This is a genomic window from Glaciimonas sp. PCH181 (genome assembly GCF_003056055.1).
Taxonomy (GTDB): Bacteria; Pseudomonadota; Gammaproteobacteria; order Burkholderiales; family Burkholderiaceae_D; genus Glaciimonas.
This window is the reverse complement of sequence record NZ_PYFP01000001.1, coordinates 1,145,770-1,158,294: the sequence shown is the minus strand read 5'-3', so window position 1 is coordinate 1,158,294 and position 12,525 is coordinate 1,145,770. Positions and strand designations below refer to the sequence as shown.

At 50.5% G+C, this 12,525-nt stretch carries 12 protein-coding genes; 4 read left to right on the top strand and 8 right to left on the bottom strand.

The annotated features are described in order from the left end of the window. Window positions 1-4: 4 nt before the first annotated feature. Window positions 5-874, bottom strand: coding sequence for a lytic transglycosylase domain-containing protein (locus C7W93_RS05195; protein ID WP_225869752.1), 870 nt, complete (start codon window positions 872-874; stop codon window positions 5-7). Continuing rightward, window positions 874-2,862 carry a DNA topoisomerase IV subunit B gene (locus C7W93_RS05190; RefSeq protein ID WP_108439063.1) on the bottom strand — a complete coding sequence of 663 codons (1,989 nt, stop codon included), beginning with the start codon at window positions 2,860-2,862 and terminating at the stop codon, window positions 874-876. Before C7W93_RS05190 ends, C7W93_RS05195 begins: the two co-directional genes overlap by 1 nt. A 311-nt stretch (window positions 2,863-3,173) precedes the next feature. Between C7W93_RS05190 and C7W93_RS05185 the strand changes: the two genes are divergently transcribed. Continuing rightward, entirely contained in the window at window positions 3,174-4,013 is an 840-nt protein-coding gene (locus tag C7W93_RS05185; protein ID WP_108439062.1) for a response regulator transcription factor, read from the top strand. A gap of 119 nt (window positions 4,014-4,132) precedes the next feature. On the opposite strand, the gene C7W93_RS05180 is transcribed toward C7W93_RS05185, so the two are convergent. Beyond that, entirely contained in the window at window positions 4,133-5,302 is a 1,170-nt protein-coding gene (locus C7W93_RS05180) for a VWA domain-containing protein (RefSeq protein ID WP_108439061.1), read from the bottom strand. A gap of 36 nt (window positions 5,303-5,338) precedes the next feature. Then, window positions 5,339-6,193, bottom strand: coding sequence for a MoxR family ATPase (locus C7W93_RS05175; RefSeq protein ID WP_108439060.1), 855 nt, complete (start codon window positions 6,191-6,193; stop codon window positions 5,339-5,341). Between the two features lie 188 nt (window positions 6,194-6,381). Between C7W93_RS05175 and C7W93_RS05170 the strand changes: the two genes are divergently transcribed. From C7W93_RS05170 to C7W93_RS05160, 3 genes are all read left to right on the top strand, one after another. Beyond that, window positions 6,382-8,760, top strand: coding sequence for a site-specific recombinase (locus C7W93_RS05170; protein ID WP_108439059.1), 2,379 nt, complete (start codon window positions 6,382-6,384; stop codon window positions 8,758-8,760). A 213-nt stretch (window positions 8,761-8,973) separates the two neighbouring features. Beyond that, a complete protein-coding gene (locus tag C7W93_RS05165) occupies window positions 8,974-9,294 on the top strand; it encodes a cytochrome c (protein WP_108439058.1) in 321 nt (106 codons plus the stop codon). 12 nt (window positions 9,295-9,306) lie between these two features. After that, complete coding sequence (locus C7W93_RS05160; RefSeq protein ID WP_108439057.1) at window positions 9,307-9,660, top strand: cytochrome c; 354 nt, start codon at window positions 9,307-9,309, stop codon at window positions 9,658-9,660. Window positions 9,661-9,849: 189 nt separating this feature from the next. Here C7W93_RS05160 and C7W93_RS05155 read toward each other — a convergent pair whose 3' ends face one another. Genes C7W93_RS05155 through rsxB form a run of 4 tightly spaced genes read right to left on the bottom strand, consistent with a single transcriptional unit; the run spans window position 9,850 to window position 12,383 of the window. Then, complete coding sequence (locus C7W93_RS05155) at window positions 9,850-10,275, bottom strand: DUF1841 family protein (protein WP_108439056.1); 426 nt, start codon at window positions 10,273-10,275, stop codon at window positions 9,850-9,852. 9 nt (window positions 10,276-10,284) lie between these two features. Then, on the bottom strand, window positions 10,285-10,977 hold the full coding sequence (locus tag C7W93_RS05150) for a VIT1/CCC1 transporter family protein (RefSeq protein WP_108439055.1): 693 nt from the start codon (window positions 10,975-10,977) through the stop codon (window positions 10,285-10,287). Window positions 10,978-10,983: 6 nt separating this feature from the next. Further along, window positions 10,984-11,634 carry an endonuclease III gene (gene nth / locus C7W93_RS05145; protein ID WP_108439054.1) on the bottom strand — a complete coding sequence of 217 codons (651 nt, stop codon included), beginning with the start codon at window positions 11,632-11,634 and terminating at the stop codon, window positions 10,984-10,986. Next, window positions 11,631-12,383 carry an electron transport complex subunit RsxB gene (gene rsxB / locus C7W93_RS05140; protein ID WP_108439053.1) on the bottom strand — a complete coding sequence of 251 codons (753 nt, stop codon included), beginning with the start codon at window positions 12,381-12,383 and terminating at the stop codon, window positions 11,631-11,633. Before rsxB ends, nth begins: the two co-directional genes overlap by 4 nt. Between the last annotated feature and the right edge of the window lie 142 nt (window positions 12,384-12,525).

Below are 12,525 nucleotides of genomic sequence, written 5' to 3'. Positions count from 1 at the left end.
TGGTTTATTCAATGATGGAGGGGATGCTGTCCGTCAGCGCATGTCGCCCGGGAATGACCAAATGGATGCGAGCCCGCGCGCTGCTTTCAGTGTCACTGGTGTTGGTATTCGGTAGTTCGTCGGTCGTTTCAGTCGTCCCTAACTGGGCTATTTTACTGAGGGCAGGCTTATATATTTGATAGAACTGCGCGACGACTTGCACATAATTACGTGTTTCAGGAAATGGGGGAATCTGGTTATTATATTTTTTTATCGCGTTTTCGCCAGCATTGTAAGAGGCAATCACCAAATCCTGTTTAAGCGGAAAGAGCCGCAGCAAATCTCGCAGATAATGTGCACCGAGCCGAATATTGGTACGGGGATCGGTCAGCTTTTGTTGCACCGTCTTTTTTTTGTCGCTCGTGACACCGTAACGCTCAGCGGTGTCGGGCATGATTTGCATAAGTCCGACCGCGCCTTTGGGCGACACTGCCGCCGGATTAAAGCCCGATTCGGCCGCCATGATGGCTTTTAATAACGCCGGTTCAAGCGCAAATTCTTTCGCTGCCTGATTCACAAATACTTCATATTTTTTCAGGCCGGGATGTTGCGACAGGTAATGATACAGCGGCGTTTTGGCGAAATTGGGATCAGGCGCAACCGGCGCCTGACCCGAACGCGGTAGAAAATTTGATGAGTCAAATGTCGCATTGCCGCGCATAAAAAGCTGATAGCGCGGCGTCAGTTTTTCAATCGCAAAATGTCCTGCGCCTTGTTCGTCGATATAACCATAAATATCGGCACGCGCGTTCATTGTTACCAGTACTGATGCAAACGCGAACGTTAGTGAGATCAGGGCAGGGAACATGCTACGCGGGCGTGCCGAATGTTTCATCAGATATCAGCCTCGGCTTCGTTGCCGTGTTCTTCAATCCATGCACGACGGGCAGATGCTTCGCCTTTTCCCATCAGCATGTTGAAGCGGCTTTCCGAGGCTTCCAGATCGAATGCGCCTAGCGATATCGGCAATAGGCGTCGTGTATCCGGGTTCATCGTGGTTTCCCACAATTGTTCAGCATTCATTTCACCCAGACCTTTAAAGCGCGAGATGGTCCAGCTGCCATCTTTTACGCCGTCTTTACGCAGTTTGTCTTCAATTGCGGTCAGTTCGCCGTTATCCAGTGCATAGATTTTCTGAGCAGGCTTTTTGCCGCGGGCTGGCGCATCGACGCGGAACAATGGCGGCCGCGCAACACAGATATGGCCGCGATCAATCAATTGCGGAAAATGACGGAAGAACAGCGTTAGCAACAATACCTGGATATGCGAGCCGTCCACGTCCGCATCCGACAAAATACAGATTTTGCCATAGCGCAGGGTGCTGAAATCGATGGTGTCATTTTTGCTGTGCGGATCAATCCCGATGGCAACCGCCATATCGTGGATTTCATTGTTGGCAAACAGACGGTCGCGTTCGGTTTCCCACGAGTTCAAGACTTTTCCACGCAGTGGCAGAATGGCTTGAAACTCTTTGTCGCGGCCCATTTTGGCGGAACCCCCAGCAGAATCCCCTTCGACCAGAAATAGCTCATTACGCTTGATATCGCTGGATTCGCAGTCGGTCAGTTTGCCCGGCAAGACAGCGATACCTGAAGTCTTTTTCTTTTCAACTTTTTGGGTTGAGCGCAGACGATTTTGTGCTTGCTTGATGACCAGTTCGGCCAGCTTTTTGCCGTACTCGACGTGATGATTCAGCCATAATTCCAGCGCGGGTTTGGTGTAGGTGGATATCAATCGTACCGCGTCGCGTGAGTTCAGGCGTTCCTTAATCTGGCCCTGAAACTGTGGATCGAGCACTTTTGCCGATAACACAAACGATACGCGGGCAAAGACATCCTCAGGCAATAGCTTGACGCCTTTTGGCAGCAACGAATGCATGTCAACGAAATTTTTGACTGCGCCGAACAAGCCTTCGCGCAGCCCTGATTCATGAGTTCCGCCGGCCGAGGTCGGGATCAGATTGACATACGATTCACGCACAATGCCGCCGTCTTCGGTCCATGCCACGACCCATGCCGCACCTTCGCCTTCGGCAAAGCCTTCAGTGTCTGAGTTGGCGTATTGTTCGCCCTCAAATAAGGGGATCAACGGCTCGGAACTGGACGATTGCGCCAACGATTCCATCAGATAACCGCGCAGGCCCTGATCGTACTGCCAAGTCTGGCTATCGTTGGTTTTAGCGTTGAGCAGCGTAACTTTGACGCCCGGCAGCAGAACTGCCTTGGAGCGCAACAGGCGTTGCAATTCCGGCTGGGAAATGGCCGGTGAATCGAAATATTTCGGATCTGGCCATGCTGTGACGCGTGTGCCGGTTTTTTTGTCGTCGCGGGTTTGTGGCCGGGTTTTGAGTTTTTCGATGACATCGCCACCGGAAAACGCTAATTGATGCACGCCGCCTTCGCGCCAGACCGTAATTTCTAGCCGCGTGGAGAGCGCATTGGTGACCGATACGCCGACGCCATGCAGTCCGCCAGAAAACGCATAAGCGCCGCCGCTGCCTTTGTCGAATTTGCCGCCCGCGTGCAGACGCGTAAAGACGATCTCGACGGTGGGGACTTTTTCTTCCGGGTGCAGGCCGACTGGAATACCACGACCATCGTCTTCAACGCTGACGCTGCCGTCGACATTTAAGGTCACCAGAATATTTTTGCAATAGCCGCCCAGCGCCTCATCAGAGGCGTTATCGATCACTTCTTGAATGATATGCAGCGGATTTTCGGTACGCGTGTACATGCCAGGACGTTGCTTGACAGGCTCCAGGCCCTTAAGGACGCGAATGGATGATTCACTATAATCGGGAAGCGGGGATTTTTTAGTTGCCATGCAATGTAGTTGGGGTGCGATGTGAGTATTTGTTTTTTTACAATTAAGTATAAAAAAACAAGTAATATCTTAAATGTCGGAATTACCTGCCTGTGCGCATTCTAATGAAAAAAGCGACAGAACTACAGGATAGGCTGCGTCTGCGGGTAAAAACAGTTGCCGAAGAAGAATATACATGACGGTATCGTGATAATTTTCAATATCCTCAAGGTTCTATCGGCTTAAATTAGGACAAAAAATAGCGATTCATTAATACTTTAAGGCGATAATCTTAAAATGAAGCAGCCTAGACATCCATTCAGGACAACGTTATGCAAATTAAAAGCAGATCTATTGCCGTCCGCTTTTTGGGATTCTCTCCCCGTGAAATACATATTTTCGATGCGACTTTCGCCGTCGAGCTGACCCGTAGCGTGCGCTATTTTCGCTTGTCTGAGAATAGTTTGCAGCAGTGGGACATCTGTATTGTGAACGCGGAGGACCTGCAAGCGCTGGCGAGCCTGGATAAATTGCAGCCTGATGATGCCTTTCCCGTATTGCTGGTGGGTACGCCACGCGTAGCGCTGCCATATCTTGCCGTACAAAAGCCGATTCGCTGGCTGAAATTATTTGATGCGTTGGATACATTGATCGCACATCGCAATCAGTTGCCACTAACAAAAAATGCACGCATACCGGCTATCAGCACGTTATCGCCAGAACGCCGTCGCCGCGAGCGACTCGATCTTGATCTGACCGATCCCGGCGTGTACGAGAAAATGCGGGTCAAGCCGGCGCTGACAGACCGAATTTTGGTAGTCGACCATAATCCAGCCTTTCGCGACGATCTGGCCTTAAGCATGTTGGATTATTTGGTGCCCGTGGAATGGGTTGGCGATGCGACCAGCGCGGCCGAGGTATATATGCAGTTGCCGATTTCGATTGTATTAATCAATCCACAGCTACCTGATTTAGATCCGTATTTTTTCTGCGAGAAAATAAAAGATCGCTATCGAGAAATCCGGATTAGCGTGTTCTTTTTGGTAGACGAACCATTTACCTATCAGCCAGCGCTGGCGCAGTTGGCTGGATGTGACGGATTCTTGGCGAGGAATTTGGGGCAACCTCAGATAGTCGCGGCGTTAAGCAAGTTTTTGTCGCGGCCACGCTGATGCCAGCAGTGGCGTTTCTGCGATAAAAGATAATGCAAGATCAAGCAAGATCATGCGTTTGATCAATGCCAGCGCATTTCAGGATTGCTGGCCGCTCACTTTCTCACTTAATTTCTTACTTATTTGCTTAACAAGCGCATTCCGCGCTCCAGTCCATCGATAGTCAGCCCAAACATGCGGTTACTCATCAGTTGCCGAATGATGTCTATCGATTGACGGTATTGCCAAAGCTGCTCGGGTTCAGGATTAAGCCAGATAAATTTTGGAAAAGCGTTGGTAAAACGGCGTAGCCATTCAGCCCCAGCTTCGTCGTTGTTGTATTCAACCGAGCCGCCGGGCTGCAGGATTTCATACGGACTCATCGTGGCATCGCCGACAAAAATAAGCTTTGTGTCAGGCTTATATTTACGCAGAATATCCCAGGTGGGAAAGCGTTCTGCATTGCGTCGATGATTGTTTTTCCAGACATAATCGTAGACGCAGTTATGGAAATAAAAGAAATCCATATTTTTGAATTCGGTTTTGGCGGCGGAGAATAATTCTTCTGTGCGGGCGATGTGATCGTCCATGCTGCCGCCGACGTCTAACAACATCAGTACTTTGATGTTGTTCTTGCGTTCGGCCTGCATCTTAATGTCCAGATAGCCAGCATTTTGGGCGGTGGCGCGAATGGTGTCATCTAACGCTAACTCTTCCGCCGCGCCCTCGCGGGCAAACTTACGCAGTCGCCGTAACGCTACTTTTATGTTACGCGTATTGAGTTCGCGCTCATCGTCGTAATCTTTAAAGGCCCGCGCTTCCCATACTTTTACAGCGCTACGATTGCCGCCAGCGCCGCCTATGCGTATGCCTTCAGGATTAGTGCCGCCGTGACCAAACGGCGACGTCCCGCCGGTGCCTATCCATTTATTGCCGCCTTCATGACGGCCTTTTTGTTCTTCCAATAGCTGCTTGATGCGATCCATCAGCTTGTCGTAGCCGAATTTTTCCAGCTGGGCAATTTGCTCTGGCGACAGATCACGTTTCATCCGCTGGACTAGCCAATCAAGCGGAATTTCCGGATTCTTGTCAAAGATGGTCTGAATGCCTTTGAAATACAGGCCGAATGCTTTGTCGAACTTGTCATAGTGGGCCTCGTCCTTGATCAGCGTGGTGCGGGCCAGATAATAGAAATTATCCAGAGAAGGCGAGATGACTTGTTTCTGCAAAGCCTCCAGCAGGATCAGAAATTCCTTGATCGAGACCGGAATTTTGGCGTCTTTGAGGGTATAGAAAAAATCAATCAGCATGGAAGATATGAACAGTTATTGCCATTAAACATACTATTAGCGATTTTTGCGTGCCATGAATATCAGGCGCTCGAACAAATGTACGTCTTGTTCGTTCTTTAGCAGCGCCCCATGCAATGGCGGAACGATGGTTTTAACGTCGCTGCTTTGCAAAGCAGCGGCTGGAATATCTTCTGCGAGCAGCAATTTTAGCCAATCGAGCAATTCGGACGTTGATGGCTTTTTCTTCAGACCAGCTACGTCGCGCACTTGATAGAAGGTTTCCAATGCCTGGGCCAGCAAATCCTTTTTTAATTGTGGAAAATGGACGTCGACGATGTCGCGCATGGTGTCCTTGTCCGGAAATTTGATGTAATGGAAAAAACAACGGCGCAAAAACGCATCCGGTAATTCTTTCTCATTATTCGAGGTAATGATGACTAGCGGCCGATGTTTTGCCTTCACCATTTCCCGCGTTTCGTAGACATAAAACTCCATTCGATCGAGTTCTCGTAACAAATCATTGGGGAACTCAATATCGGCTTTATCTATCTCATCAATTAACAAAACAACTTGCTGGTCTGCGTTAAACGCTTGCCACAGAACACCTTGAACTATGTAATTGTGGATATCCTTGACCCGTTCATCCCCGAGTTGCGAGTCACGCAAACGAGACACGGCGTCATATTCGTACAATCCTTGCTGTGCCTTTGTTGTCGATTTAATATGCCATTGCAGCAAAGGCATGTCCAACGCGGCTGCGACTTCTTCCGCCAGCATGGTTTTGCCCGTGCCCGGCTCTCCCTTAATTAGCAAAGGTCGCTGCAGCACTAGCGCTGCGTTAACAGCCAGCTTCAGGTCGTCGGTGGCGACATAATTGCTGGAACCTTCAAAACGTGTCTGTTGTCGCATAATCTGTTGTCATTTGGAAGAAAATAAAATGCAGTATAAAGGAGAACTATCCAGAGAGCTGCCGGGCATGATGCGCAACGTTTATGAGAAATATCTGTTGGGAAAATTTATATGCGTACACTGCGAAGCTATTTGTTCATATCAACCTGTATTTGCGGTCATCAATTCCATCAAATAATAATTAAAAAATGAAAATATTCCTTCTTCGCCTGCGTGTCATGTGGCGGCGATTTCGTCAAGGTGAGCGCTCTCCCGATCAGCACGATGCACAATATGCAACCGAAATAGAAGCGCTAATGCGACGCGCCAATCCGTTCGCAACCTGGCAGGAACGCGCTAATTGGACTATCGATATTGCTGAGTGGATTCGTCATGAGCCGACTGTTTCTCTATTAGAGGAGGGTGCATGGCGACGCGTAAAGCAGCAGCGGGTCGTTTTCATGCTGGACTGGCTGGATGCAAATCGGGATGTGCGCCGCGTAGTGCAGACTACTTTGCAAAAAACGCTACGGGAAGCAGCGGGCCCAGAGCTTTTTAGCGCCACCGGTCTGCCGAACGAGCCCGCTTTTTTCAATGAGCTTTCAGAGCACGTTATTAAGTATTTGTTGCCGAAACCGCCTGCAGAAGCGGATCTTTCGGTGCTATTCACCGCGATGTTCCCGCATCCCGAAGATGCAGAATGGTTGTTAGAACTTGATGCACAGACGGTTGAGCGGATTTGGAAACTGACTGCGGACGATGGCATTTCGCACATGTATCACCAGCAGATCGACGAAGCGTTGATCTATCTGGTCACCGCCGTTTTGGCGGACGGGATTAGCAAGGCGTTTCGCTATCGGCTCGATCCAAAGATGCCATTGCAGGCGACGCCATTTATGGTGCTGCGGCGTGAATTGGAAAAGTATTTATATCTCAGTCCGACCGATGAAGGAGCTTTGCGCAGCGTGCGTATGTTGATCGCGGTTTGTCAGGCGCAGACCGATAGGATTTATGCGCATTTGGATGAGCATGGCGTATCGGTGAGTCTGGTATATCGTGTCGAGCGCATGCGAGCGCATTTGAGCCGCATGACGCGTCTGATCGACTTACGCGCTGCGGTGGCAGCTAGTCAAGAGTTTGATGTATCGCAGATTTTGCGCGACGAAGCGGAGTTAGAGTTGCATGCCGGTTTAGCCGATCAGCCTGAATTTGCAGCGCAGGGCGATATCGTTAAGCCGAAGAGGAAAATCGCTGCAATGTCGGGTGAATGGTCGGTCGATAAAACAAAGTTGGGCACGGGGCAAATTCAGGCTTTATTAGTTGACTTTATTCTGGCGCATCATCATCGGTCGTCTATTCGCGGCTTATTGCGGCGCAGCTTTTCGCTGTTGGCGCGGAAAATGGTGGAGCGCAATGCCGATCACGGCGAGCATTATATTGCGCGTGATAAGGCCGGTTATCGGGCAATGCTGCTGGCGGCCTGTCGTGGCGGCGTTGTTACCGCGTTTACTGTGCTTGGTAAAAGCCTGCTGTCAGCCGCTGGCTTTGCCAGATTTTTCGAAGGTTTGTTTGCATCGTTAAATTATGCAGTCAGCTTTTTGTTGATATCCTCCGTTGGGGGTGTGTTGGCGACCAAGCAACCAGCCGTTACGGCACCTGCGCTGGCTGCCAAGATGAGTCAGTTGGATACGGTTGAAGGTTTGCGGACATTGCTGGCAGAGGTGGCATTGTTGTTGCGCTCTCAGGCTGCGGCGGTATTCGGCAATCTGATCGCAGTCGTGCCGACTATGTTGCTGATCTCTATGGTCATTCTCTTCACGACGCATGCGCCAATGATGGGGGCGGCAGAGGCGCACAAAAATATGGATAGCCTGTCGATAGTCGGGCCGACGCCGTTGTTTGCCGCCCTGACCGGTATCTTGCTATGGTTATCCAGTCTGGCATCCGGCTTTGCCGATAATTGGTTTGCGTTACGCCGTCTGCGCGAAGCTTTGACGCATCAACGTCGCCTGGTGCATGTCTTGGGACCGCTCAGAGCGCAGCGTTGGGCTGCTTGGCTAGAGCGTCATATTGCGCAGATTGTCGGGAATATTTCGCTGGGCTTATTGCTTGGCATGTCGCCTGTCATTGTGCAGTTTTTTGGCTTGCATCTGGATGTGCGCCACGTGACGCTGGCTACCGGTAGCTTAACTGCTGCTGCCAGCAGCCTAGGTTGGTCGGTGCTATTGTTGCCGCATTTTTGGCTGGCTGTGGCAGGTATCGCCAGCATCGGATTATTGAACGTCGGCGTTTCGTTTGGCTGCGCGCTTGTGCTGGCCTTGCGTGCGCGTGAAGTGCCTGTGCGGATTCGTAGACTAGTATTCAGAGCGGTATTGCGGCGTTTCAGTGCTTCGCCACGGTCTTTTCTGTTTCCCGAGGCGGCATCAACAACGGTGACGACACCTCAGGGTGACGAAATTGTTGAGGGCGAAACCGACGCAGAAGAGGCGACTATCGTGGATCAGGATTCTGCGGATGTTATCGCGCAGGTAGCGACGTCAGACACTTCATCGACTGTGCAGTTTGTTGACGACAAGCGACACGGTTGAGGAATGCCGCGCCGCAGCGTGGACTGGGGGCTAATCTTGAGTTAAACTTAACCGTTTTTGGTTTCGGATAGCGGCACATTTTGCTACGCATGTGAATTTAATGCGCAATAAATGGGGCGTCGATAGTGGCTTTAATCGTCACTGGAAGCGGCAAGCGCACTGAAAATCAAACCGGTTTCGCTACAACTACTCGGCTATTTACCCACAGCTATTATGAAAAAATTAATTGCACTTCTCGCGCTCGCGGGTATTGCCAACTTCGCCGCAGCTGCGGATGTTGTCGGCAACGCTAAGGCAGCTGAAAACAAGGTATCCATGTGCATCGGATGCCACGGCATACCTGGCTATAAAGCCAGTTTCCCTGAGGTCTATCAGGTGCCTATGCTTGGCGGCCAATCCGCCAAGTACATCGAAAATGCATTAGCTGCCTATAAAAAGGGTGATCGTCAACATCCAACGATGCGTGGCGTAGCAGCTTCTTTGTCGGACCAGGACATGGCCGATCTTGCGGCTTACTACTCTCAGCAAAAATAAGGAACCCACACTATGAAAAAAATTCTTGCTGGCGTGGTGTTTTTTCTTTCCGCGAGTGCTTCAGTTGGTGCGCTGGCTAGCGGTAATATCGCCGCTGGCGAAGCCGCAGTAAAAAAATATTCTTGCGCGTCGTGCCATGGCGCCAATTTGCAAACGCCGATTGATCCGGCCTATCCGAAATTGGCTGGTCAGCATGAGGATTATCTGAAGCATGCGCTGATCTCTTATCAGCGCGGTGCGGCAGGCCCGAACGGTCGTACCAATGCGATTATGGGTGGCGTGGCTAAAGCGCTGACTCATCAGGATATCCAGGATATTGCAGCTTATCTGCATAGCTTGCCAACGTCGTTGGTATTGCGTAAGTAAGGTATATTATTTCTCGAATCGCTTATTCTTAAGCTGATTAACCGAGAGTTGCGATCATTAAAAAGCCACCAGAGAAATCTGGTGGCTTTTTGTTTGGTTTTCTCGGTTTTCAACCGATTTTTGATGCCAATGCATTTATTAGCTTGAACAACGCTTGTCGGTCAATTTATCAAAAGCAGTATTAAATCTTTAAACCTTCTTTTTTACACATTCAATATATTCAGCGCCATTTGGCGGTAAGCCGCTGCGTTGTGAGTTCCAGATCATTTCGCCTAAACATTCCATGATGTGGTGATAGGCGTCGTGTTCCGATTGCAGCCGCTGCGCAAGGGAGGTGGAAGCAGCGCGAATCCCGGGCGGTTGATCAATCGATATTTGCTCAGCAATCGATAAATGCATTGCCAGATGCAGAAAGGGATTGGTCTGGCCATTTTCAACTGAATAGTCCGCTGCCAGCGCGGCTTCTATATCGGCGAGATCGTCGGCATATTCCGGATGCTGGATGATCCAGTCGCGTGCGATGGCTTCAATTGGCGTCAGTATTTCATTTGCCCGTTGCTTGCGATAAGTTTCGCAAAAAAAACGGCGTACGTCGTGCTGAGAAGGATTGAACATGGTGTGATTCTAGCTAATGAGTTTGGCAATGCTAAAGGCGGTCGCTGCGGCCAGACCGCCGACGAGCAAAGTTTGTACGGCAGATTTTAACCCTCCAGTGCCGGTGACGCTGCCCTTCAGATAGCCGAATATAAATAATGCTAATAGTGTTACCACTGTCGACACCGTCAATGCGCTTTCGGTCGTTTTCAGAAATATGTAGGGCGAAAGCGGAATCAGGCCACCAACGAGATACGAAAGGGCGATGGTCAGCGCACTTTTTCTGGCGGCGGCTGGATGTGGTTCTTCCAGTCCAAGTTCAAAGCGCATCATGAAATCACGCCAAGCTAGTGGAGTCCGTTCAAGCCCCGCCAGCATGGGTTCGCATTCCTGTTTGGTGACACCGTATTGGGCCATGATGTCGATGACTTCTTTGCGTTCACGATGCGGTACGGTCAAAATTTCTTGTTCTTCGCGATGGCGTTCGGCGAAATAATGCTGGCGTTGGGTGCGTGCGGCCAAATAGCCGCCCAATCCCATCGCGATTGAACCGGCGGCAATTTCTGCCACTCCAGCGGTGACGACTATGTCGATTGCTATTGCCGCGCCGCTGATTCCGGCTGCTAGCGCAAATGGTACTGTCAGGCCATCGGCCATGCCGATAACGATGTCGCGGACGGTATCACTGGCTTCGAAGTGATGTTCTGTGTGTGGGATAGACATGGCGGATTAGATACCTTTTTCTGGTAACGGCGTTTTGGTTTTATAGTCGCAGAGGTCGGCGATGGTGCAGTTCCAGCATAAAGGCTTGCGGGCGATACAGGTGTAGCGACCGTGCAAAATTAACCAGTGATGAGCGTCTAGCTGAAATTCCTTCGGTACTAGTTTCATCAATTTATGCTCAACTACAACCACGTCTTTGCCGGGTGCGATCCCGGTTCTGTTTGAGACCCGAAAAATGTGTGTATCGACGGCAATCGTGGCCTCGCCGAAAGCGGTGTTAAGAACGACATTAGCAGTCTTGCGACCTACGCCGGGTAAGGCCTCCAGCTCTTCGCGTGTGCGAGGGACTTCGCCTTTGTGACGCTCAATGAGAAGGCGACAGGTCTCAATAGTGTTCTTGGCTTTGGTGCGAAATAACCCGATGGTCTGAATATAGGGAATCAGTCCATCCACGCCGAGCGCCAGGATTTTTGCAGGTGTATTGGCGATCGGATACAACTTGCGCGTGGCTTTATTGACGCCGACATCAGTGGCTTGTGCTGAGAGTAGTACCGAGATCAACAATTCGAATGGCGAGGTGTAGTCCAACTCGGTTGTTGGGTGCGGCATCGCAGTGCGTAGACGGGTGAATATTTCACGTCGTTTTTCTGCATTCATAGCGTGTCCTTAGGTTGCGTGCCACGCTGGTCGTCCGAGGCTATTTGTTGTTCAGCTTGCTGTTCTTTTTTTATGCGAGCACGCTCAATGGCGGCCTGAATGATCGCTTTTTTACGGTCTTGCTCGGCGCGTTGCTCAGGATTGGTAGCGACTTCTGTGGCAATTACTTTTAATTTTTCTGCGGCTTTGGCGGCCAGACGGTCATCGTTTTCCTGCTTTTCGCGCTTTAAACGCGCAGTGCGCAGATCGTGGCGTTCGCGTGCATCGTCGGCTTGCTGCTGGGTCCATGCTTCCCAACCGGTTTTGTCTTGTGTGACATCGACCATGGTGATGCAGTCGACCGGGCACGGGGCAACGCATAAATCACAGCCGGTGCATAAATCCTCAAGCACGGTGTGCATTTGTTTGGCTGCGCCAAGGATCGCATCAACCGGGCACGCTTGAATACACAACGTGCAGCCAATGCAAATGGCTTCATCAATGACGGCGCGCGGTCGTGGACGTTCCGCACCGTTGGCTGGATTGAGTGGAATAACCGGCTGATTCAGCAGTCGCGCTAATCGGACTACACCTTCTTGTCCTCCCGGCGGACATTGGTTATAGCTGGCGCTACCTTCGGCGATTGCCTCTGCATAAGGATGACAGCCTGAATAGCCACATTTAGTGCATTGCGTTTGCGGTAGCAGTGCTTCAATACGGGCGGCGAGGGAAGGGAATGTTTGGTTGGACACAGCAGACGTTAACAACATAAAAGTCTATTATCCGCGTAAATCATCGGTGCGCCAAATGGAAAAAGCCACTCTATTTGAAAGAGTGGCTTTTATCTCGTGCAACGATTCTCATCAGCATTTGGATCACTGCTTAATCGCTATCAGATCAACTTTGACGCCA

Coding starts and splice junctions, on each gene's coding strand:
- C7W93_RS05170 (WP_108439059.1), top strand. CDS start 6,382: ATGAAAATATTCCTTCTTCGCCTGCGTGTCATGTGGCGGCGATTTCGT.
- rsxB (WP_108439053.1), bottom strand. CDS start 12,383: ATGTTGTTAACGTCTGCTGTGTCCAACCAAACATTCCCTTCCCTCGCC.
- C7W93_RS05175 (WP_108439060.1), bottom strand. CDS start 6,193: ATGCGACAACAGACACGTTTTGAAGGTTCCAGCAATTATGTCGCCACC.
- C7W93_RS05155 (WP_108439056.1), bottom strand. CDS start 10,275: ATGTTCAATCCTTCTCAGCACGACGTACGCCGTTTTTTTTGCGAAACT.
- C7W93_RS05185 (WP_108439062.1), top strand. CDS start 3,174: ATGCAAATTAAAAGCAGATCTATTGCCGTCCGCTTTTTGGGATTCTCT.
- C7W93_RS05195 (WP_225869752.1), bottom strand. CDS start 874: ATGAAACATTCGGCACGCCCGCGTAGCATGTTCCCTGCCCTGATCTCA.
- C7W93_RS05190 (WP_108439063.1), bottom strand. CDS start 2,862: ATGGCAACTAAAAAATCCCCGCTTCCCGATTATAGTGAATCATCCATT.
- C7W93_RS05180 (WP_108439061.1), bottom strand. CDS start 5,302: ATGCTGATTGATTTTTTCTATACCCTCAAAGACGCCAAAATTCCGGTC.
- C7W93_RS05165 (WP_108439058.1), top strand. CDS start 8,974: ATGAAAAAATTAATTGCACTTCTCGCGCTCGCGGGTATTGCCAACTTC.
- C7W93_RS05150 (WP_108439055.1), bottom strand. CDS start 10,977: ATGTCTATCCCACACACAGAACATCACTTCGAAGCCAGTGATACCGTC.
- C7W93_RS05160 (WP_108439057.1), top strand. CDS start 9,307: ATGAAAAAAATTCTTGCTGGCGTGGTGTTTTTTCTTTCCGCGAGTGCT.
- nth (WP_108439054.1), bottom strand. CDS start 11,634: ATGAATGCAGAAAAACGACGTGAAATATTCACCCGTCTACGCACTGCG.